The 22,557-nt window shown below is 62.5% G+C and carries 17 protein-coding genes; 10 read left to right on the top strand and 7 right to left on the bottom strand.

Annotated features, from left to right (window positions below; all coding sequences use genetic code 11):
• The first annotated feature begins 131 nt into the window (after positions 1 to 131).
• The 3 genes from hemB to ACFPWW_RS28070 all read left to right on the top strand — a co-directional run bounded on the left by hemB (position 132) and on the right by ACFPWW_RS28070 (position 2,635).
• Positions 132 to 1,145 carry a porphobilinogen synthase gene (hemB, locus tag ACFPWW_RS28060; protein ID WP_113412418.1) on the top strand — a complete coding sequence of 338 codons (1,014 nt, stop codon included), beginning with the start codon at positions 132 to 134 and terminating at the stop codon, positions 1,143 to 1,145.
• Positions 1,146 to 1,218: 73 nt separating this feature from the next.
• Positions 1,219 to 1,677 (top strand): RDD family protein, encoded by a 459-nt coding sequence (locus tag ACFPWW_RS28065; RefSeq protein WP_377314440.1) that lies wholly within the window; start codon positions 1,219 to 1,221, stop codon positions 1,675 to 1,677.
• Positions 1,678 to 1,858: 181 nt separating this feature from the next.
• Positions 1,859 to 2,635, top strand: coding sequence for an arginyltransferase (locus ACFPWW_RS28070; RefSeq protein WP_112566031.1), 777 nt, complete (start codon positions 1,859 to 1,861; stop codon positions 2,633 to 2,635).
• Between the two features lie 147 nt (positions 2,636 to 2,782).
• On the opposite strand, the gene ACFPWW_RS28075 is transcribed toward ACFPWW_RS28070, so the two are convergent.
• Together ACFPWW_RS28075 and parC are read right to left on the bottom strand one after the other, a co-directional pair.
• Positions 2,783 to 3,280 (bottom strand): SRPBCC family protein, encoded by a 498-nt coding sequence (locus ACFPWW_RS28075; RefSeq protein WP_112566029.1) that lies wholly within the window; start codon positions 3,278 to 3,280, stop codon positions 2,783 to 2,785.
• 166 nt (positions 3,281 to 3,446) lie between these two features.
• Positions 3,447 to 5,702: a DNA topoisomerase IV subunit A gene (gene parC / locus ACFPWW_RS28080; protein ID WP_377314442.1), complete on the bottom strand. Its 2,256-nt coding sequence runs from the start codon at positions 5,700 to 5,702 to the stop codon at positions 3,447 to 3,449.
• Positions 5,703 to 5,931: 229 nt separating this feature from the next.
• On the opposite strand from parC, the gene ACFPWW_RS28085 reads away from it, so the two are divergent.
• A complete protein-coding gene (locus tag ACFPWW_RS28085; RefSeq protein WP_377314634.1) occupies positions 5,932 to 7,119 on the top strand; it encodes a hypothetical protein in 1,188 nt (395 codons plus the stop codon).
• 67 nt (positions 7,120 to 7,186) lie between these two features.
• Here the strand turns inward: ACFPWW_RS28085 and aspS are convergent, their stop codons facing one another.
• The gene (gene aspS / locus ACFPWW_RS28090; protein WP_112566020.1) at positions 7,187 to 8,977 is read right to left on the bottom strand and encodes an aspartate--tRNA ligase; all 1,791 of its coding nucleotides are present in this window, start codon (positions 8,975 to 8,977) and stop codon (positions 7,187 to 7,189) included.
• A 249-nt stretch (positions 8,978 to 9,226) separates the two neighbouring features.
• On the opposite strand from aspS, the gene ACFPWW_RS28095 reads away from it, so the two are divergent.
• The 4 genes from ACFPWW_RS28095 (at position 9,227) to ACFPWW_RS28110 (ending at position 14,744) form a co-directional block, all read left to right on the top strand.
• Positions 9,227 to 10,618: a multicopper oxidase family protein gene (locus ACFPWW_RS28095; RefSeq protein WP_377314444.1), complete on the top strand. Its 1,392-nt coding sequence runs from the start codon at positions 9,227 to 9,229 to the stop codon at positions 10,616 to 10,618.
• Positions 10,619 to 10,830: 212 nt separating this feature from the next.
• A complete protein-coding gene (rnd, locus tag ACFPWW_RS28100) occupies positions 10,831 to 11,982 on the top strand; it encodes a ribonuclease D (RefSeq protein WP_112566011.1) in 1,152 nt (383 codons plus the stop codon).
• A 231-nt stretch (positions 11,983 to 12,213) separates the two neighbouring features.
• Positions 12,214 to 13,275 (top strand): adenylate/guanylate cyclase domain-containing protein, encoded by a 1,062-nt coding sequence (locus ACFPWW_RS28105; protein WP_112702903.1) that lies wholly within the window; start codon positions 12,214 to 12,216, stop codon positions 13,273 to 13,275.
• Between the two features lie 110 nt (positions 13,276 to 13,385).
• Positions 13,386 to 14,744: an esterase-like activity of phytase family protein gene (locus ACFPWW_RS28110; RefSeq protein ID WP_112758422.1), complete on the top strand. Its 1,359-nt coding sequence runs from the start codon at positions 13,386 to 13,388 to the stop codon at positions 14,742 to 14,744.
• Between the two features lie 115 nt (positions 14,745 to 14,859).
• On the opposite strand, the gene ppx is transcribed toward ACFPWW_RS28110, so the two are convergent.
• The 4 genes from ppx to ACFPWW_RS28130 form a co-directional block, all read right to left on the bottom strand.
• Positions 14,860 to 16,380: an exopolyphosphatase gene (gene ppx / locus ACFPWW_RS28115; RefSeq protein ID WP_112566005.1), complete on the bottom strand. Its 1,521-nt coding sequence runs from the start codon at positions 16,378 to 16,380 to the stop codon at positions 14,860 to 14,862.
• Positions 16,381 to 16,390: 10 nt separating this feature from the next.
• Positions 16,391 to 18,595, bottom strand: coding sequence for an RNA degradosome polyphosphate kinase (locus tag ACFPWW_RS28120; RefSeq protein ID WP_377314447.1), 2,205 nt, complete (start codon positions 18,593 to 18,595; stop codon positions 16,391 to 16,393).
• Positions 18,596 to 18,660: 65 nt separating this feature from the next.
• Positions 18,661 to 19,374, bottom strand: coding sequence for a DnaA regulatory inactivator HdaA (gene hdaA / locus ACFPWW_RS28125; RefSeq protein ID WP_377314449.1), 714 nt, complete (start codon positions 19,372 to 19,374; stop codon positions 18,661 to 18,663).
• Positions 19,367 to 20,491: an AI-2E family transporter gene (locus ACFPWW_RS28130; protein WP_377314451.1), complete on the bottom strand. Its 1,125-nt coding sequence runs from the start codon at positions 20,489 to 20,491 to the stop codon at positions 19,367 to 19,369. The genes hdaA and ACFPWW_RS28130 overlap by 8 nt, the downstream gene beginning before the upstream one ends.
• Positions 20,492 to 20,735: 244 nt before the next feature.
• On the opposite strand from ACFPWW_RS28130, the gene purM reads away from it, so the two are divergent.
• Complete coding sequence (purM, locus tag ACFPWW_RS28135) at positions 20,736 to 21,809, top strand: phosphoribosylformylglycinamidine cyclo-ligase (protein ID WP_377314453.1); 1,074 nt, start codon at positions 20,736 to 20,738, stop codon at positions 21,807 to 21,809.
• Positions 21,806 to 22,471, top strand: coding sequence for a phosphoribosylglycinamide formyltransferase (gene purN, locus ACFPWW_RS28140; protein WP_112704989.1), 666 nt, complete (start codon positions 21,806 to 21,808; stop codon positions 22,469 to 22,471). The genes purM and purN overlap by 4 nt, the downstream gene beginning before the upstream one ends.
• The last annotated feature ends 86 nt before the right edge of the window (positions 22,472 to 22,557 follow it).

The following is a 22,557-nucleotide window of genomic DNA, read 5'->3' on the forward strand; positions in this document are numbered from 1 at the left end:
GTACATCACGTTCGAGTTGCGGCTTCATTTTATGGCGGCTTCATCCGCCGCGGCCAATCGTCCGGTTTGGATTTTCCGGGGCGCATGATAATGAGCGCTCCGATAAATGGAATGGCCCAGGGACAGATATCATGCAGGACAAGACACATCTCGTCGATGAAATCACCGGTCACCGCCGCATGCGGCGCAACCGCAAGGCCGACTGGACGCGCCGGCTGGTGCAGGAGAACCGCCTGACGGTCGACGATCTGATCTGGCCGATCTTCGTCGTTCCCGGCACCGGCATCGTCGATCCGATCCCCGCCATGCCGGGTGTCAATCGCATGAGCGTCGACAAGGCGGTCGAAGCGGCGAAGGAAGCAGCCGATCTCGGTATCCCCGCCATTGCCACCTTCCCCGATATCGAGATGGAATTGCGCGACGAGACGGGCTCCAACAGTCTTGTTGCCAACAACCTCATCAATCAGACGACGGCGGCCATTAAAAAGGCGGTGCCCAATATCGGCATTATTACCGATGTGGCGCTCGACCCCTTCACCAGCCACGGGCATGACGGCATCCTGCGCGGCGGCGAGATCGTCAACGACGAGACGGTGGACCAGGTGGTCAAGGCGGCAATCCTGCAGGCCGACGCCGGCGCCGATATCATCGCCCCCTCGGAGATGATGGACGGGCGCATCGGCGCGATCCGCCGCGGGCTCGACGCCGCCGGACATCAGAGCGTCGGCATCATGTCCTATGCGACGAAATTCTCCTCCGGCTTCTACGGCCCCTATCGCGAGGCGATCAACACCAAGGGCCTGCTGAAAGGCGACAAGAACAGCTATTACATCAATCCGGCCAACGGCACGGAAGCGGTCCGCGACGCCGCCCTCGATGTCGAGGAAGGGGCGGACATGCTGATGGTCAAGCCGGGGCTTGCCTATCTCGACATCTGCTGGCGCGTGAAGGAGGCCTTCGGCCTGCCGACCTTCGCCTATCAGGTCTCGGGCGAATATTCGCAGATCAAGGCGGCGGCCATGAACGGCTGGATCGACGGCGAGCGGATCATGATGGAGACGCTGCTGGCTTTCAAGCGCGCCGGCTGCGACGGCATCCTCACCTATTTTGCCCCGGAAGTGGCCAAAATCCTCGCAAAAAGGTGATTTTCGGGCGGATTATTGCATTTCCCCCTGACGATACCATATCAGCGGCATCGTCTTTCGAAGGGAGATGCAGATGAGCTACAACCCCAACCCGGTCTATGCCGCACCGGAGGACTGGCGCGCCTATAGCGGCGTGCTCAGCCGTCGCGTCTTCGCCTTCATCCTCGACTATGTCATCGTCGCCCTGCTCTGCATTCCGGCGGCGGTGGTGGTGTTCTTCCTCGGCATCGTCACGCTGGGGCTCGGCTTCATTCTCTTTCCGGCCCTCTTCGTCATCGTCGCCGGCCTCTATTTCGGCTTGACCGTCGGCGGCCCGTCCCAGGCTTCGCTCGGCATGCGGGCCATGGGTATTGCGATCGTGCGCATCGACGGAAGGCCGATGGACTTCATCCTGGCGATCGCTCACCTGGCGCTGTTCTGGATCCTGAACTCGCTGCTGACGCCGCTCATTCTGCTCGTCGGCCTGTTCACGGAGCGCTCGCGCCTGCTGCACGATTTGCTCGTCGGTACCGCGACGGTGCGTACCGGCTGAGCCCATCCCGGCGGAGACGAAATAAAGTCTCCGCCCGCCCTTTGACGGCCACAAAAGAGCGCCATATCCAAAAAATCGAATATTCGATTGCGCGGCACTGAATGTCGCGCTGTTGACGTTTTTTATTCTTGCGTCATGCTGTCTGGATCGACACGCGCCTGAAAGGAAATCTCCGCGAGAGATGAATACGCAGACTACGCCATCCCCTCAGTTTTATCTGACGGCCCCGGCTGCCTGTCCGTATCTGCCGCACGAGATGGAGCGCAAGGTCTTCACCCATCTCGTCGGTCCGCGCGCGGCAGAGATGAACGACATCCTTACGCAGGGCGGCTTCCGCCGTTCGCAGAACATTGCCTACCGCCCCGCCTGCGAGGCCTGTCGCGCCTGCGTGTCCGTGCGCATCCTGGCGCAGGAATTCCAGCCGACGAAATCGATGAAGCGGGTGCTGGCGAGCAATTCCGACATCATCGCCACGGAATTTCCGGCCCAGCCGTCCAGCGAGCAATATTCCCTCTTCCGCCGCTATCTCGACTATCGCCACCAGCAGGGCGGCATGTCCGACATGACCGTGCTCGACTATGCGATCATGGTGGAAGACACGCATGTGAACACCAAGATCATCGAATACCGCCGGCGCGAGGAAGGCTCGGGGCTGGAAACGCGGCCGAAGGGGGAACTGCTGGCCGCCGCCCTGACCGATACGATGAGCGACGGCCTCTCCATGGTCTATTCCTACTTCAATCCCGATCTCGACCGGCGCTCGCTCGGCACGTTCATGATCCTTGACCATGTGCGCCGCACGAAAGCGCTGGGCCTGCCGCATGTCTATCTCGGCTACTGGGTTCAGGGCTCGCGGAAGATGGACTACAAGACACGCTTCCAGCCGCAGGAACATCTGACGCCGCGCGGCTGGGAACGTTTCGATCCCTCTACCCTCCAGGACGACCCGCAGGACTGATACCCCTCCCCGCCTTTCCGTTCATCGGAAGGGCCTGCTGCTGACAGCGATCGGCGGCCCGATCCCGCTTGCGGCGATTGCTGCCCGCGGCAGGCGAAATCGACAAGGTCGGCGCGACGCGCTTCCTGCGCGACCACACGGTCCGGCTCACGCCATAGCGCCGGCGGACCGATCCGCTTCGGGGTTCGATCGTTTCGGACCCGCCGAAAGCTCCAGTTCCCGATCCAGCCCTTCGACAATATGCGTCCAGCCCTGCCGGGTCTTCTCCTCATATTCCGCCCATTCCGCACACATTTCGTGCGTCAGGGTCAGCCTGCTGCCGCTGCCGAGCGGTTCGATGTCGATTTCGACGCGATCGCAATTGTGGTCGTGCTCCTCGACGGAAAAGCAGAAGGCGATATGCCTTGGCCGCTTCAATTCCAGGAAAAGGCCGTGATGAAAGGCGTCACCGGTCGGGCGGCGGTCGACGATGATGAAACGGCCGCCGACGCGTGGATCGATATCGGCGCGGACGACGTGACCGTCATCGGTCGCAAACAGAAAGCGGCGGGCAATTTCCGGGTTGAGCCAGGCGTCATAGACCCTGGCGGGCGGCGCCTTGTAGCTGTGGGCGACATGCAGTTTGATCGTATTGGCGGCAGGCATCGACAGTCCTCCATCGTTGTTCGCGCGCTTGCCGGCGCACGGCTTATGGCCGTCCCGCCCGCCCGCGGAACGCCCTTGCCCTTCTTGTCGGCTCTTCTTTTTGGTGACAGGACTGAGATAGAGGAATTGCTCCGCCCGCCAAGGGCGGAGCCTCAATTTTCCGGGATCAGCCGGCGAATTTGCCGCTGCGCGGGAAGCCCTTCGGCACGGTGCGGCCGGCGGTGGCGCGGTCGGCCAGCCATTCGGCAAGCTCGTCCTTGTTCTTGGTGAAGGTGCGGCCGGCGCTGTCTTCCCAGATCAGGCCATCGGCAATGGCAAAGCAGCGAACGTCGGAAATGCCGCCGTCCTTGTAGCGCTGCAGGCGCACGCCCTTGCCGCGCGTCATCTCCGGCATCTGGCTCAGCGGGAATACCAGCATCTTGCGGTTTTCGCCGACGACGGCGACATGATCGCCGGTCACGGGCACGAGCAGCTTGGTCTCGTCGGGCATGGAAACATTCATGATCTGCTTGCCCTTGCGGGTATTGGCGACCATTTCCGCTTCCGGCACCACGAAACCGTTGCCGACGGTCGAGACGATCAGCATCTTTCGCGACGCATCGTGGACGAAGGCGGTCAGCACGTCCTGATCGTTTTCCATGTCGATCATGATGCGCAGCGGCTCGCCATGGCCGCGGCCGCCGGGCAGCTTGTCGCCGCCGAGGGTGAAGACCTTGCCGCCGGTGGTGACGATCAGGATCTTGTCCGTCGTCTGCGCCGGGAAGGCAACCTTCAGGCCGTCGCCTTCCTTGAAGGCCAGCGTGGACGTATCGGAAATGTGGCCCTTCAGCGCGCGGATCCAGCCCTTTTCGGAGACGACGACGGTGATCGGCTCCTTCTCGATCATCGCGTGCTGGATGGCTTCCTCGTCGGTCTCCGGCGCTTCGGCGAACTGCGTGCGGCGGCGGCCGATATCGGTGGCCTTGGCGAATTTCTTCTTCACCTCGCCGATTTCCCAGGAAACCGTCTGCCACTGCTTCTCGTCGGAGGCGAGCAGCGCCTCGATATCGGCCTTTTCCTTGGTGAGTTCGTCGTGCTCCTTGCGGATCTCGAATTCCTCGAGCTTGCGCAGGGCGCGCAGCCGCATGTTGAGGATTGCCTCGACCTGAACGTCGGTCAGGTCCCAGCGCGCCATCATGACGGGCTTGGGCTCATCCTCCTCGCGGATGATGCGGATCACCTCGTCGATATTGAGATAGGCAACGAGCAGGCCGCCGAGGATTTCGAGGCGCTTGTCGATGGCGGCGAGGCGGAAGCGCGAGCGGCGCTGCAGCACTTCGCGGCGGTGGTCCAGCCACTCCCTCAGCACCTCGTTCAGCGCCATGACGCGCGGGATCACGCCCATGGAGAGCACGTTCATGTTCAGCGGGAAGCGGCTTTCCAGCTCCGTCAGCTTGAACATGGATTCCATGAGGATGGTCGGATCGACGGTGCGGCTCTTCGGCACCAGCACGATGCGGATATCCTCGGCCGATTCGTCCCTGATATCTTCCAGCAACGGCAGCTTGCGGGCGATCAGCAGTTCGGCGATCTTTTCGATCAGGCGCGACTTCTGCACCTGGAAGGGAATTTCGGTGACGACGATCTGGTAGCCGCCGCGGCCGAGATCTTCCGTCTCCCACTTGGCACGGACACGAAAACCGCCGCGGCCGGTGCGGTAGCTTTCGATGATGCTTTCCTTGCTGTCGATGATGATGCCGCCGGTCGGGAAATCCGGGCCGGGGATGAACTCGACGAGCTTTTCGACCGTGGCGTCGGGATGCTTGATCAGATGCAGTGCCGCGTCGCAGACCTCATGCACGTTGTGCGAGGGAATCGACGTCGCCATGCCGACCGCAATGCCCGAGGAGCCGTTGGCCAGAAGGTTCGGGAAGGCGCCGGGAAGAACGATCGGCTCGGAATTGGATTCGTCGTAGGTGTCGCGGAAATCGACGGCATCCTGATCGATGCCCTCGAGCAGCAGCTCGGAGACCACGGTCATCTTCGATTCGGTGTATCGCATGGCGGCGGGACTGTCGCCGTCGATATTGCCGAAGTTGCCCTGCCCGTTCACCAGCGTATAGCGCTGCGAGAAATCCTGCGCGAGGCGCGCCAGCGCGTCGTAGATCGACTGGTCGCCATGCGGGTGATAGTTACCCATCACCTCGCCGACGATCTTGGCGCATTTCCTGAAGGCCGCGTTCGGCCGCAGGCCCATGTCGTTCATCGCGTAGACGATGCGGCGATGGACCGGTTTCAGGCCATCGCGCACGTCAGGCAGCGCGCGGTGCATGATGGTCGACAGCGCATAACGCAGGTAGCGCTCTTCGAGCGCCGCCTTCAGATCGACCGGATGAATATTGTCGCCGTCTCCGCCGGAAGGCGGTAAAATTTCTTGTCCCATGGAATCCTGACTAGCTCAGAAACCCCTGTGGGGCAAGGAATCCGGGCATTCCGGCTGTGGATGACGTCTTCCGGCTGACATGAAAGGCGACAAAACTATCGCCTGAATTTGAACTTTGCCCGCCGATCCTCTCAATAGAAATTTAGGGGTCTGCGAATATAAAGCCGGACTGTTCCGCAGTCGCTTCATTGCAATATTCAACGGCACTTGCCACTCAGGGGACTTTCTCATGACCTTTTACCGCACGACGCGGCTGATGCTGTCGAGCGCAGCCATTCTTTCCTTCGCGGGCTCCGCTTTCGCGCTCGACGGCCAGGACCTGTTGACGAAGATCAATGCTGCCTCCAGCCAGCAGAGCGGAACGATTTCGACTGACAGCATCGATATCGACGGGACGACCGTCACGCTCAAGAACGCCATTTACACGCCCAAAGGTGTTCAAGGCTTTTCGGTCGGCGATATCACTCTCTCTGGCGTGGAAGAGCAGGAGGACGGCAGCTACTATATTGAAGGGGCCACTTTTGAAGATGTCGATAGCACCGCAGGTGGTGTGACGGTAACCGCAAAGGATCTCAGTCTCGGCGGTATCACCGTACCCGCCAAACCAGGCGATGATAGTCCGGACACCATGCTCTGGGCCGAAAATCTCCATACCGGCGCCCTCAAAGTGGTTAAGGACGGCGCGGAAGTGTTTTCAATGCTGGAAAGCGATGTGAATAGCACGCTCCGCGAGGACGAGTCCGGCTTCGACATCGACGGCGCATTGAAGGGGATGAAGTTCGACCTCAGCAAGGCCGGCGACCCGCAGAGCAAGGAAGCAATCGAGAAGCTGGCCCTTCAACATGTCCAGGGCGACATAAATTTGAAGGGATCTTGGGACCTTGGGCCGGGTACGCTGGATCTCTCCGATCTCTCCTTTGACTTCACAAATGTCGGCAAGTTGCAATTTGGCCTGAAGATCTCCGGCTATACGTTGGCTTTCGGTAAGTCGTTAGGACAAGCGCTCGATCAGGCCGACGCCAATCCGAACAAGGAAGAAGCACAGCAGGCGCTCGGCCTCGCCGTGCTCGGCCTTGCCCAGCAACTGACCTTCGAGGGCGCTCAAATCCGCTTCGAGGATGCCTCGATCACCAAACGCGCACTGGACTATGCCGGTTCGAAGCAGAACGTTTCCGGCCAGCAGATGGCGGATTCGCTGAAGGCCATGACGCCGATCATGCTGGCGCAGCTCAACATTCCGGAACTGCAGAATGCGATTTCGGCTGCCGTCAGCACGTTCCTTGACGATCCGAAGAACCTGACCGTCAAGGCCACACCGGACAAGCCGGTTGCCTTCCCGATGATCTTGGGCGCTGCCATGGGCGCACCCAACACGGTGCCGCAGATGCTCGGCGTGAAGGTTTCGGCCAACGACTAAGGACTATTCGGATCCAACAAAAACCCGGCGATGATTTCGCCGGGCTTCTTGTTGAGAGATGTCTGCCTCAGTCTTTCTTCACCGGCGGGATCGGGCGGATCGCCAGTTCGCGCAGTTGGGTGGGCGTTGCCGGGGTCGGCGCGCCCATCAACAGGTCCTGGGCCTGCTGGTTCATCGGGAAGAGCGAGATTTCGCGCAGGTTCTTGGCGCCGACGAGCAGCATGACGATACGGTCGATACCGAAAGCAGCACCGCCGTGCGGAGGCGCGCCGTACTGGAAGGCACGGTAGAGGCCGCCGAATCGGTCCTCCACGTCCTGCTGGCTCAAGCCGACCTTCTCGAAGGCGGCGACCATGGTTTCCGGCGACTGGTTACGGATCGAGCCCGAGGCGATTTCGAAGCCGTTGCAGACGGCGTCGTACTGGAAGGCCTTGATCGTCAGCGGATCCTGGTTCTTCAGCGCGTCGAGGCCGCCCTGCGGCATGGAGAACGGGTTGTGGGCGAAGTCGACCTTCTTTTCTTCTTCGTTCCATTCGAAGAACGGGAAGTCGACGATCCAGCACAGTTCGAAGCGGTCGCGGTCGATGAGGTTCAGTTCGTCGGCGGCGCGGTTGCGCGCTTCGCCTGCGAACTTGTAGAACTTGTCCGGCTCGCCGGCGACGAAGAAGCAGGCGTCGCCGTCATCGAGGCCGAGCTGGGTGCGGATCGCATCCGTGCGCTCTTCGCCGATGTTCTTGGCAAGCGGGCCGGCGCCTTCGAGCTTGTCGCCTTCCTTGCGCCAGAAGATGTAGCCGAGACCCGGCTGGCCCTGGCTCTGCGCCCAGGCGTTCATGCGGTCGCAGAAGGCGCGGGAACCGCCGGTCCTGGCCGGGATCGCCCAGACCTGAACCTTCGGGTTGGAGGCGATCATGTTGGCGAAGACCTTGAAGCCGGAGCCGGCGAAATGCTCGGTCACTGCTTCCATGACGATCGGGTTGCGCAGGTCCGGCTTGTCGGAACCGTATTTGCGGATCGCTTCGTCATAGGGAATGCGCGGCCATTCCTTGGTGACCGGCTTGCCCTCGGCGAATTCCTCGAAAATCTTGGTCATCAGCGGACCCATCGTGTTCCAGACGTCTTCCTGGGTCACGAAGCTCATTTCGAGGTCGAGCTGATAGAATTCGCCCGGCAGGCGGTCGGCGCGCGGGTCTTCGTCGCGGAAGCAGGGCGCGATCTGGAAGTAGCGGTCGAAACCGGCAACCATCAGGAGCTGCTTGTACTGCTGCGGGGCCTGCGGCAGGGCGTAGAAGGTGCCGGGATGAATGCGGCTCGGCACGAGGAAGTCGCGCGCGCCTTCCGGCGAGGAGGCCGTCAGGATCGGCGTCGTATATTCGGTGAAGCCGACGCCGTTCATCTCGCGGCGCATGGCCGAGATGATCTGCGTGCGCTTGACGATGTTCCTGTGCAGCGTTTCGCGGCGCAGATCGAGGAAGCGGTACTTGAGGCGGACGTCTTCCGGATAGTCCGGCTCGCCGAAGACCGGCAGCGGCAGTTCCTTGGCGGCGGAGAGAACTTCGATCTCCTGCGCGTAAAGCTCGATCTCGCCGGTCGGCATGTTCTTGTTGACGGTATCGTCAGTGCGGGCCTTGACCAGGCCGTCGACGCGGATGACCCATTCGCCGCGAACGGTTTCCGCCTGCTTGAAGGCCGGCGAATCCGGGTCGGCAACGATCTGCGTCGTGCCGTAATGGTCGCGAAGGTCGATGAACAGCACGCCGCCATGATCTCGAACACGATGGACCCAACCGGAAATACGGACATTCGAGCCGACGTCCGATTTGCGAAGAGCGGCGCATGTGTGGCTGCGGTAGCGGTGCATGATCTCAAATCCTGGCATTTGGCTTAAGACGGCGGCATGGCCCGAGGACCTGCTGCGCCGACAAGAAAATCGGGCGGACAAGCGCATGGACGCTCTGATTTGTCAAGGCTTGGCGCTGTCGAGGGGCCGTTTGCCCCCGCGTTTCGGAGGCGGCCGGAGGCTGGCGCTGCGGCAGTTTGGCCGCGGGCGGCATATTGATGAAGACGGCAGTCAACTTTAAAAGGAGGCATCATCAAGACGGAGTTTCCGATGCCCCTGCTCACGCGCCGCAACCTCATCAAGGCTTCCGCCGTCGCCGGCGCCTACGGTGCGGGCATGGCGATCGCGGGGCGGTTCGGGATGGCGCAGGCCGCGCCCGAGCCGCGCGTGCTGACGGCGCGCAAGACCGAGGCGCAGATCGTCGATGCCGCTCCCACCCGGGACATCATGACATGGGGCGATGGCGGCCTGCCGCCGGTGCTGCGCATGCCGAGAGGCAAGCCCTATGCGGCGCGGCTCGCCAACAGCCTCGACGAGCCGACGACGATCCACTGGCACGGGCTGCGCATCGACAACAGGATGGACGGGGTGCCGTTCCTGACCCAGCCCTATGTCTATACGGGCGACAATTTCGACTATCTCTTCACGCCGCCGGATGCCGGCACCTTCTGGTATCACCCGCATTGCAATACGCTGACCCAGATGGGCCACGGCATGACGGGCGTGCTCGTGGTGGAAGATCCGTCCGATCCGGTCTTCGACGCGGAGGTCGTGCTCAACCTGCGTGACTGGCGGCTTGGCGGCGACGGACAGTTCATCGCCCCCTTCCGCCCGCGCGATGCGGCCAAGGCCGGCACCTACGGGACGATCCGCACCGCCAACTGGCATCAGGAGCCGACATATGACGCACCATCGGGCGGGCTGATCCGCCTGCGCATCGTCATTACCGACGTGACCCGCATCTTCCAGCTGAAGATGGAAGGCGCCGACGCGACCGTGATCGCCATCGACGGCAACCCGGTACCGAAGCGTTTCCCGCTGGACCTGCTGCAGATCGGTCCGGGACAGCGGCTCGACCTCGCTGTCCGCATGCCCGACAGCGAAGGCGCGGTCGCAACGCTGGAAGATATTCGCGGCACGACGCCGAAGGTGCTCGCGCGCCTCAGCGCCAGCGGACAATCGCTGAAGCGCGATATCGGCGACCTCGGCCCGCTGGCGGAAAACCCGGTGGCCAAGGCCGACCTCTCTTCGGCGGAGGCGATCCCGCTGGTCCTTTCAGCGACCGCCGAGAACGCCGCTGTCGACAGCATCTGCGGCACGCTCGGTTACAGCTTCTGGGCCATCAACAAGGTGCCGTGGCCGGGCGATACGGCCGATCCGACCACACCGCTCGCCGAGCTGAAGCTTGGCAAGAGCTACGTCTTCCACCTGGAGAACGTGACGCCCCACACGCACCCGATCCATCTCCACGGCATGAGCTTTACCGTCATCTCCTCCTCGACGCGCGCGGTGATGCCGCTCGTCTCCGATACCTATCTCATCCAGCCCGACGAGAAGGTGCAGCTTGCCTTCGTCGCCGACAATCCCGGCGACTGGGTGCTGCATTGCCATATTATCGAGCACCAGAAGACGGGCATGACGAGCTATGTTCGCGTGGTTTGACAGTGCACGGCTTCCGGCTATCGCCCCGGCGATCCGGCTGGAGCCGCATGTTAGGGTGGCTGTGCCTGCGAACGAACGCAGCAATCGCAGAAAACACCGTCTTCACCCCGGCGAATAAGGCTTCGCCGAGGCTAAGTCCTCTCACCGTATTGACATATCCCGTCGAAAGGGGAAGGAAGGTTAGACGACCTCTTCCTGACGAATGAATTGACATGATCGAAACCACCGCCGATCTGGCGGCCGCCTGCAAAGAGCTGGCCAAGTCCGATTTCATTACTATCGATACTGAATTTCTGCGTGAGACCACCTTCTGGCCGGAACTGTGCCTGATCCAGATGGCGAGCCCGACGGTGGAGGTGCTGGTCGATCCCCTGGCGAAAGACATCGACCTGTCGCCCTTCTTCGAGCTGATGGCCAATCCCAACGTGCTGAAGGTGTTTCACGCGGCGCGGCAGGACATCGAAATCATCTTCAATCGCGGCAACCTGATCCCTCATCCGATCTTCGACACGCAGGTCGCCGCCATGGTCTGCGGCTTCGGCGACAGCGTTTCCTACGACCAGCTCATCAGCCGCACCAAGAACGTCCATATCGACAAGTCCTCGCGCTTCACGGACTGGAGCCGCCGGCCGCTGTCCGACAAGCAGCTCGAATATGCGCTGGCCGACGTGACCCATCTGCGCGACGCCTATCTCTACCTGAAGGCCGAACTGGAGCGCGAAGGCCGCGCCTCGTGGCTGCGCGAGGAGATGGACATCCTGGAATCGCGCGAGACCTACGATATCCACCCTGACGATGCGTGGCAGCGGCTGAAGCTGCGCCTGCGCAAGCCGCAGGAACTCGCGATCCTGAAATTTGTCGCCGCCTGGCGGGAACGCGAGGCGCGGTCGCGCAACGTGCCGCGCTCGCGCGTGCTGAAGGACGACGCGATCTACGAGATCGCCCAGCAGCAGCCGAAGGATGCCGAGGCGCTCGGCCGCCTGCGCACCATCCCGAAGGGCTGGGAGCGCTCGGCCGCCGGCACCGCCGTGCTCGAAGCGGTCAACGCCGCGCTGGCGCTGCCGCGCTCCGACATGCCGCATGTGCCGCGTCAGGCGCAGCCGCCGGAAGGCGCGGCAGCGGCCGTCGAACTTCTCAAGGTGCTGCTGAAGCTGATCTCCGAAAAGCACGGCGTTGCGCCCAAGGTGATCGCCAACAGCGACGATCTGGACAAGATCGCCGCCGAGGGCGAGAAGGCCGAGGTAGCGGCCATGCACGGCTGGCGGCGCGATCTCTTCGGCGAGCCGGCGCTGCAGCTCATCCGCGGCGAAATCGCCCTGCGCTTTGCCGGCCGCAAGGTCGAAACCGTCGCCCTGCCCGCTTAAAGGCGTGTCGCTGCCATCAGGGCCTGCCCGCAACGGTTCGAGCCGTTGTTTCCCGCATGTCGTCGCCGCAAAACTGCCGCACACTTTTGCGCGACATGCTTTGCTTGACGCATGTCGGTGTCGCAAAACCGCTTCACACTTTTGCGCGACATGCTTTAAATTCGAAACCTCTTGACCACCGCACCGCGCAGGAAAGAATAGCGGAATGAAGTGCTTCGGCGAAAGGGCGGCATGAGAGAGATATCCCCGGCGCAGAACTGGATCCTGATTGCGCTCGTCCTGGCTCTCAGCGGCGTGGTCTACGATCTGTATTTCTATACCGGCCAGACGCCGATCATCGGAGCGGTCTTCGCGCTCTTCATCGGCATGCCGATCCTCGCCTTCGAACGGAAGGTGTTTCTGCGCGGCCTCTACCGGCGCATTCAGAGATTGCCGACCCTTCTCTTCATCGTCTCCGAACTCGTCATCTACGAAATCCTGATGAGTATCGGCTTTGCGGCGGCGGGCCTCCTGCTTGCGCTGCTCGGCGTCCTGAAGCCGCCGGAGATGATCCACGTGCTGATCATGCCGTTCGACGTCTTTCTCTACGCGCTCGCCGTCTGCGCCACATTGATCTTCCTGCTCAGGGTGCGCGAACTGCTGGGGCGCGAGGTTTTCATCAGCATGCTGGTCAGCCGCTACCGCCGGCCGGTCAAGGAGGAGCGCGTCTTCCTGTTCATCGATCTTGCCGAGTCCACCGCCTTTGCCGAAAAGCATGGGGACCTGCGGGCGCAGCAGCTTCTCAGTTCGCTCTTTGCCGCCTTTGCCGAGCCGGTGCGGCGCCACAAGGGCATGATCAACGACTATGTCGGCGATGCGGCCATCATTACATGGCCGCTGGCGCGCGGCACCAGGGATGCGCGCTGCGTGCGCTGCCTCTTCGATATCCTCGCCGATATCGACGCCAATGCCGCAAGCTGGAAGAAGAGCTACGGCCATGTGCCCAAGCTCAGGGCCGCCCTGCACGGCGGCAGCGTCATCACCGCCGAAGTCGGGGTCGACCACCACAAGATCAGCTTCTTCGGCGATACCGTGAATACGACCTCGCGGCTGGAGTCGCTTTGCCGGACGCTGAACCGGCCCGTGCTGATCTCCGCCGAGCTTGCCCAGCGCATGACGCTGCCGGAGGAGATCGTCGGCGAAAACCTCGGCAATCACGCCGTGCGCGGCCGCGGCCAGGGGCTGGATGTCGTCGCCCTTTCCTCACGGGCCGTCACCGTTCTCAACCAGCCTGCAACGCTGCGGCGCGGCTGACGCCGCGGCTTGATGCACTCGTCACCAAAGCTTCACCCAATCGTCAATGTGGCGACATGAATGCCCTGCTAAGCGGATGGCGCTTTTGCAATCCGTTCTATGGGGACATCATGAAGAACGTTCTTTTTGCTTCCGTATCACTTTTCATGCTCGTCGCAGGCTCCGCCTCCGCCGACCAGCAGCTTTTCCCGGCAAAGCTCACCGGCCAGGCCATCCTGCCCGCCAACACGGTCGTTCCGGCTCCGGCCGATGCGCCGGCCTTCCTCAAGACCTCCGGCAAGTTCACGACCCCGGACCGCAAGCGCACCGAAAAGCTCGGCACGATTGACGGCAAGGACGGCGCCCGTGTCACCGACGTGAAGCTGCCGCTCGACGGCCAGCCGATCCAGGGCTTCTCCGGCATCAAGACCATGCCCGACGGCACGTTCTGGACGCTCTCCGACAACGGTTTCGGCTCGAAGTTCACCTCGTCCGATTCCATGCTGTTCCTGCATCAGCTGAAGTTCGACTGGAACGCCAACAAGGTCGACGTGGTCAAGAACATCTTCCTGTCCGACCCGAACAAGATCGCTCCGTTCCCGATCGTGACGGAAGCCTCCGACACGCGTTACCTCACCGGCGCCGATTTCGACATCGAATCCGTGCAGCCGGTCGCCGACGGTTTCTGGCTCGGTGACGAATTCGGCCCCTACCTCCTGAAGATCGACACCGAAGGCCGCCTGACGGACGTCATCCCGACCACCCTCGACGGCAAGCCGGTCCTGTCGCCCGACAACGCGCTGATCCAGCTGCCGGGCAACCCGGTGGCAAAGAACCCGGCCTTCAACCTGAAGCGCTCCGGCGGCTTCGAAGGCCTCGCCATGTCGAAGGACGGCTCCAAGCTCTACGGCCTGCTCGAAGGCGCCATCTACAAGGATGACGGCCAGATGGAATCGGTTGACGGCCACACCGCCATCCGCGTCATCGAATTCGACGTCGCTTCCAAGAAGTGGACCGGCCGCAGCTGGCTCTACCCGTTCGAAGACAAGGGCGTTTCGATCGGCGACTTCAACATGCTCGACGACAGCACCGCTCTCGTGATCGAACGCGACAACGGCGCCGGCACGAAGGACAAGGCCTGCGCCGATCCCAAGCAGCCGAAGCCGGACTGCTTCGAAGCTCCGGCCGAGCTGAAGCGCGTCTACAAGATCGAGTTCAACGACGCCAATGTCGGCAAGGCCGTTCGCAAGATCGGTTACATCGATCTCCTGAACATCCAGGACCCGGACAACAAGAAGAAGGCCGGTGATATGCCCGGCGTCTACAACATGCCCTTCGTGACGATCGAAAACGTCGATCGCGTCGATGCCACGCACATCATCATCGGCAACGACAACAACCTGCCCTTCTCGGCCGGTCGCGCCGTCAACAAGGCTGACAACAACGAGTTCAGCATCCTCGAAGTCGGCGACTTCCTGAACGCGAAGTAATCTGCAGCCAGCTGGACGATCGGGAGGGCGGTGCGACGGCGCCGCCCTTTTGTTTTGCTGCCACATGCCTGGACCTGGGCCTGGATCGGGGCCTGGACCGGGGCGGCGAGCCTGCCTATTCGAAGCGGAACGCCAGCCGCTTGTTCGTCAGCCGCGACAATTGCTGCAGGCGGCCATCGAGGCGCTCGCCGGCGAAATCGCGGTATTCGTGCGGGACCACGAATTCGAGATCGAGATCGGGAGACGCGGACCTGCGGAAGGTCAGGTTGCGCACGATGCCCGGCATCGAGGCCGAGAAGAGGTAGACGACGCGCAGCATGCCGCCGAGCAGCTTGGCACGTTCGATGAATTGCGGGCCGGCGATGGAGGCGAGCGGCGCGGTAGAGCCGTCGTCATGCAGGCCTTCGAAGCGGTAGTAGTTCGTCAGCGCGATGAAGGCGCGGCCGGGATGGCTGATGCCGACGAAGGAGGAATGCGCAATGACGTTCAGCGCCTGGGCGCCGCGATAATCGGGATGGGCGCGCCAGCTGATATCGGCCAGCAGGCAGGCGGCCTGCCGGTAGCGGCTTTCCTCCTCGGTCTCCTGAACGCCGAAGAACGGCATCATGCGGCCGGTCCAGTCGGCCAGCTCGCGGGCATGTTCCGGAGAGCGGGCACGCAGGATGGCAAGCTCGCCGGCAGCGACGAGCAGAGGATCGGTGCGGCGTTCGGATTCGGAAAGCAGCGAATAGAGATAACCTTCGCGCACGCCCTGCGCGGAGAAGGAAATCACCGAAGGCTTCATGGCGTTCAGCACTTCCTTCATGGCAATGGCGCCGAAGGGCAGCAGCGAACGGCGATGCTTGGAAACCGCCTGCAGGGCAGGCTCCTTGGAATCCTTGGCGGTGACGACCTGATCCAGGAACTGCGTCATCCCCTCGAGGGAGACTTCGTAGCCCTGCATCATGTGCAGCGGATAGCGGGTGATCTCCATGTGCAGCTTGGCAATGTTTCGCCAGGTGCCGCCGACCGCATAGAAGGTGCGCCCCTCCCCCTTGGAGAGAAGCTTGGCGGTCTTGACCTGCTTGCGGGCAAAGGCGCGCGCCTTGGCAAGCGAGCCGCCGGCATATTCCGACAGGCGCAGGCCGCCGAGCGGCAGGGTAATGCCGCCACTGACATCCTTGCCCTTGATATCGATGAGTTCCAGAGAACCGCCGCCGAGATCGCCGGCAATGCCGTCGGGATTGAAAAAGCCGCTGATGATGCCGAGCGAGGCGAAACGCGCCTCTTCCTCGCCCGACAGTATGCGGACGTGGCGCTGCAGGATCGTCTCGGCCCGATGGATGAAATCGGGCCCGTTGCTCGCCTCGCGGGCGGCGGCCGTCGCCAGCACATACATCGTGGCGGCGCGCGCCTGGTCGGAGAGAGCCTTGAAGCGGTGAAGGGCCTGCAGCGCGCGTGCGACGCTTTCCTCATCCATCTTGCCGGTCAGGGCTATGCCCTTGCCGAGACCGCAAAGGACCTTTTCGTTGAAGAGGATGGTGGGCGAACGTGACAGGCCTTCGTAGACGACCAGACGGATGGAGTTCGATCCGATATCGACAACGGAGACCGGGGCGATTCCCGGAAGTCGCCCCTGGGCTTCAGATTCAACCATTAGGTCCAGTTTACTTGTTGTTCCGGCCTTCGAGCAGCCCGGCGATCAGCTTCGGCGCACTCGATTTCAGAGCTTCACCGCGGCCGGACAGGCTGGGATTGGTCATGAAATATTGCTGCGCATTGAACGGTTCTTCGCCCCTGCGCACTTCCATGCGCCGCGACGTACCGTCGGGCAATATCTCGTAGCTTTGTTGATTGTCAATCACATTGCCCAGCATAATCTGTGACAAAACCTGCTCGTGGACGGTCGGATTCGTCAGCGGAACGAGCGTTTCGACGCGACGGTCGAGGTTTCTCGGCATCATGTCGGCCGAACCGATATAGACCAGCGCCTTGTCCGACGGCAGGCCGTGACCATTGCCGAAGCAGAAGATGCGGCTGTGTTCGAGGAAACGGCCGACGATCGATTTGACGCGGATCCTGTCGGAAAGGCCGGGCACCTGCGGGCGCAGGCAGCAGATGCCGCGCACGACGAGATCGATCTCGACGCCGGCACGGCTCGCCGTATAGAGCGCGTCGATGATATCGGGATCGACCAGCGCGTTCATCTTCATCCAGATCGACGCCGGACGGCCGTTGCGGGCATGCTCGATTTCTTCGTTGATGTGGCGAAGGATGCGCGAGCGCAGCGTGTAAGGCGAAACGGCAAGCTTCATGCCTTCTTCCGGCTCGCCGTAACCGGTGATGAAGTTGAAGATGTTCGCCATGTCGTGGGCGATGACGGGATTGCAGGTGAAGAAGGACAGGTCGGTATAAATCTTCGCGGTGATCGGATGATAGTTGCCGGTGCCGAGATGACAGTAGCTGCGCAACTTGCCCTCTTCGCGGCGCACGACAAGCGACATCTTGGCATGGGTCTTGAGCTCGATGAAGCCGAAGACGACCTGCACGCCGGCGCGCTCCAGGTCGCGCGCCCAGCGGATATTGGCCTCTTCGTCGAAGCGGGCCTTGAGTTCGACCAGTGCCGTCACCGACTTGCCGGCCTCGGCGGCATCGACCAGGGCGCGCACGATCGGGCTGTCGTTGGAGGTCCGGTAGAGCGTCTGCTTTATCGCCAGAACGTCAGGATCGCGCGCAGCCTGGAGAAGGAACTGGACCACCACGTCGAACGATTCGTAAGGGTGGTGGACCACCATGTCCTTTTCCCGGATGGCGGCGAAGCAATCACCGGCATGTTCACGGACACGTTCGGGAAATCGCGCATTGTAGGGCGGGAAGCGCAGGTCGTCGCGCGGCGCCTTGGTGATTTCGGACAGCGTGTTGAGCGCCAGCAGGCCGGGCAGGACGGCAACGCGGTTGTCCGGAATGCTGAGCGCCTGGACCACGAACTGGCGCAGCGAAACCGGCATTTCGGAATCCGTCTCGATGCGGATGACCTTGCCGCGGCGGCGGCGCTTCAGCGCGGTCTCGAAGAAGCGCACGAGATCCTCGGCCTCTTCCTCGACTTCGATATCGCTGTCGCGGATGACGCGGAACGTACCCGAGCCCTGCACCTCGTAGCCGGGATAGAGCCGGTGGATGAAGATATTGGCGACGTCTTCCAGCGTGATGTAGCGGATCGTGTTGCGATCGTCCGGCAGGCGGATGAAACGGTCGAGGGCCGGCGGCAGGCGCAGGAGCGCCGTCATCGGCTCGCGGCCGTTGCGGCTGACGAGCTGCAGGCCGATCGAGAAGCCGAGGTTCGGAATGAACGGGAACGGGTGGGCGGGATCGATGGAGAGCGGCGTCAGCACCGGGAAGATCGACTGCTCGAACTCGTTTGCCAGCCACTGGCGATCGGCATCGCTCAAGGCGCCCGGACGCACGATCAGGATATCTTCCTTGGCGAGATATTGCTGCAGCACGGCAAGCGAAGCCTGCTGTTCCATCTGCAGGTGATCGATCTCGCTCAGGATGGAATCGAGCTGCTCGGCGGGCGTGCGGCCGTCCGGGCTCTTGATGACGATGCTCTGGCGCACCTGGCCTTCGAGGCCGGCAACGCGCACCATGAAGAATTCGTCGAGGTTGGCGGCCGAAATCGACAGGAAGCGGACGCGCTCGAGCAGCGGATGCTCGGTGTTCAGCGTTTCCTCAAGCACACGGCGGTTGAACTGCAGCCAGGAAAATTCACGGTTGATGAAGCGCTCGGGGCTCGACAGCAGCTGCTCCAGCGGCGGCAGGCCGGCATTGTCGTCCGGAGTGGATTCCTGATGTTCCTGATATGCGCTATCCATGGTCCACTCACCCTGCTTTTATCGGCTTCGGCGAATATATCAGTTTCACGACGGAACTGTGACAGTCAATCGCCCGAGCCGGAATTGCCCAATTCATTCAATACTTCGGCGGCAAGCGAACGGGTAATGCCCGTGCCTCTGGAAAGCGCCAGCCGGTCGAGCCTTTCGACGATCGTCTGGGCGGCGTTGAGCGACCGCTCCATGCGATTGACGATATAAAGGACGAGTTTGTCATCTATATAAAGCTGCCGGTCGGCGAAGAGCTTGACGATGACCTGCGACAGCAGTTCCTCGTCGGGCTCGCCGATCTCCACGACCGTCGCCGCCTTCAGGCGCGAGCGCAGATCGGGCAGCGTGACCAGCCAGGACATGGGCCAGAGGCGGCTCGTCATCAGCAGGCTGGTGCCGTTTTCGCGCACGCTGTTGATGACATGGAAGAGCGTGGCGTCGTCGAAGCCCGTACGATCGACATCCTCGAAAAGCACGGGGCCATTGGCGGCCGTGATCGCGGCGTCGGAACCGGCGTCGGGATGGATGAGCTTGGCTCCGCTCACCTCCTTCCAGATGCCGGCGAGATGCGTTTTGCCGGAGCCGACGGGACCGGCAAGGATGACCACCGGCGAGGGCCAGTGCGGCCAGGCATCGACGATCGAAACGGCGGCGGCCAGCCGCTCCGAGATCAGGAGATCGTCGCGTCCGGTGGCAACGTCATGCGAAAAGGCCAGCGGAAGCTGTTCTCCGGCCCTGCGCTTCGGATCAGCGTTCTTCACGTCATTCATCGGAAACTGATTTCATCTTCGCGGCCCGGTCGCCCGGCGACCCGCCATAGTAGAGATCGCTTTGAAGGTAGCGCGAAAGCGCAAAGCGGACAAGCACGCCGACGGCGGCAGCGGCCGGCACCGCGACGAGCAGGCCGACGAAACCGAAGAGCGCGCCGAAGGCAAAGAGCGCAAACATCAGCCAGACCGGGTGCAGGCCGACGCTGGAGCCGACGAGCTTCGGCTGCAGGATATTGCCTTCCAGGAACTGGCCGGAGAAGAAGACCGCGAGAACCGCTCCGATCCAGATATAATCGGGCCAGAACTGGACGAGCGCCACGCCGACCGCAAGCACGAGGCCGACCAGCGAGCCGACATAGGGAATGAAGCTGATCATGCCGGCGAAAAGCCCGATGAGCAGGCCGAAGTTCAGGCCGACGATCGACAGGCCCAGGGCATAATAGATGCCGAGGATGAGGCAGAGCGAGCCCTGCCCGCGAATGAAGCCGGCAATCGCCTGATCCACTTCCCTGGCGATCTGGCGCACGTCGCTCACATAATCGCGCGGCACCCACTGATCGACCTTGGCGACCATGCGGTCCCAATCGAGCAGGATGTAGAAGGCGACGACAGGCGTGACGACGAGCAGCGAAATGACGTCGACGATCGCCTTGCCGGAATTCCAGATCTGCGAGAAGAGGCCGGTCAGGAAGCCCATGCCCTCCGACAGGATGCCCGAGAAATTGTCCTTGATGGTTCCGAGCTGGCTTCTGATCCAGCCGGGCAGCATGGAATCCTGGTAGTTGGCGATGAATTGCTGCAGCTGGCTGACATAGCCCGGCACACGCTGGGCGAAATCGTTGAACTGGTTGATGAGGACCGGAATGAGGATCACCAGCGCCAGCGCGAAGATGATGACGAAGGCCACGAGGATGAGGATGGTCGCCATCAGGCGGCTCAAGCCCAGCCGCTGCAGCCTGTCGGCCACCGGATCGAGGAAATAGGCGATCGACATGCCGGCAATGAAGGGCAGCAGGATCGAACTGAAAATATAGAGGAAGGCGATGAAGGTGAGCAGGACCGCCACCCAGAAGATGATCTGGCGCTTCAGGATCGTTCCGCTGACTTGTTGTGGCATCGCTTCCCCGCTGATCGCACGCCCTGCCCCGACCGCATTCCAGCGGCTCCGGCCGTTTCAGCACATAGGATGGAGGCACGAAGATGGTCAACCCTGTTGCGCCGAATCCGGAAAGCGCACAGGGATTAGCTGGAAAATGGGGGCTTTTCCCTTGCAACGCTTGCATAAAGCGCACTCTCATGCAATTGCGACCGGCATGTGACGCGGTCCTTTGTCCGCAGCTTTAAATCCTCCGGAGATCAGCATGAGCCAGTCTGGAAAAAACGGCCTGACCTATAGCGATGCAGGCGTCGACATCGATGCCGGCAACCTGATGGTGGAGAAGATCAAGCCAGCCGTCCGCTCCACGCGCCGGCCGGGCGCCGATGGCGAGATCGGCGGCTTCGGCGGCCTCTTCGACCTCAAGGCCGCCGGTTTCACCGATCCGGTCCTGGTCGCCGCCAATGACGGCGTCGGCACGAAGCTGAAAATCGCCATCGACGCCGACTATCACGACACCGTCGGCATCGACCTCGTGGCCATGTGCGTCAACGACCTCGTCGTGCAGGGCGCCGAACCGCTCTTCTTCCTCGACTATTTCGCCACCGGCAAGCTCGATCCGGATCAGGGTGCGGCGATCGTCGGCGGCATTGCCGCCGGCTGCCGCGAGGCGGGCTGCGCGCTGATCGGCGGCGAAACGGCGGAAATGCCGGGCATGTATTCCTCCGGCGATTATGACCTCGCCGGCTTTGCCGTGGGTGCCGCCGAGCGCGGCAAGCTGCTGCCTTCGGGCGATATTGCCGAAGGCGACGTCATTCTCGGCCTCTCCTCGTCCGGCGTTCATTCGAACGGCTTCTCGCTGGTGCGCAAGATCGTTTCGCTGTCCGGCCTCGGCTGGGATGCGGCCGCCCCCTTTGCCGAAGGCAAGAAGCTCGGCGAAGCCCTGCTGACGCCGACACGCATCTATGTGAAGCCGCTGTTGAAGGCGATCCGCGAGACGGGGGCGTTGAAGGCGCTTGCCCATATTACCGGCGGCGGTTTCCCGGAAAATATTCCGCGCGTCCTGCCGAAGCATCTCGCCGCCGAGATCGACCTTTCCGCCGTCAAGGCGCCGGCGGTCTTCTCGTGGCTTGCCAGAACGGGCGGCGTCGAGGCCAGGGAAATGCTGCGCACCTTCAACTGCGGCATCGGCATGATCGTCGTCGTCGCGCAGGAGAATGTCGCTGACGTCTCCAAGGTGCTCGAAGCCGAAGGCGAAACGGTGGTGACGCTCGGCCGCATGGTCGCCCGCGCCGAGGGCGAAGCCGGCACGATCTACAAGGGCACGCTCGCCCTATGAGTTCGCCGCGCAAACGCACCGTCGTTTTCATTTCCGGCAGCGGCTCCAACATGATGGCGCTGGTGCAGGCGGCCAAGGCCGAGGACTATCCCGCCGAGATCGTCGGCGTGATCTCCGACCGGGCGGATGCCGGCGGGCTGGCCAAGGCTGCTGCGGAGGGCATTGCCACCTTCGCCTTCGTGCGCAAGGACTATGGGAGCAAGGACGAGCACGAGGCGGCAATCCTTGCCGCGCTCGAGGCGCTGTCGCCCGACATTATCTGCCTTGCCGGCTACATGCGGCTCCTCTCGGGCGCCTTCATCCAGCGCCACGAAGGCCGCATCATCAATATCCACCCTTCCCTGCTGCCGCTCTTTCCGGGATTGCACACGCATCAGCGGGCCATCGATGCCGGCATGCGGATTGCCGGCTGCACGGTGCATTTCGTCACCGAAGGCATGGACGAAGGCCCGGTGATCGGCCAGGCCGCCGTGCCGGTGCTTGCAGGCGATACCGCCGAGGCGCTGGCCGGACGTGTGCTGACGATCGAACACCAGCTCTATCCGCAGGCGCTCCGCCTTTTCGCCGAGGGCAAGGTGAAGATGGAAGGCGGAAGAGCGGTCGGGGCGGCAGCTTCCGGCAGCGCTCCCAAATCGCAGCTGATTTCGCTGATCGCCGACTAAAAACGGCGCCGCGAAGGCCAGCGCTGATCGTGACCGCCGATGCCCGTCTGCAAAAGGCTGCTCGGGATGAGAACCTCGCCAGTCCT

This window comes from Rhizobium sp. GCM10022189 (assembly GCF_042656325.1).
Taxonomy (GTDB): Bacteria; Pseudomonadota; Alphaproteobacteria; order Rhizobiales; family Rhizobiaceae; genus Rhizobium.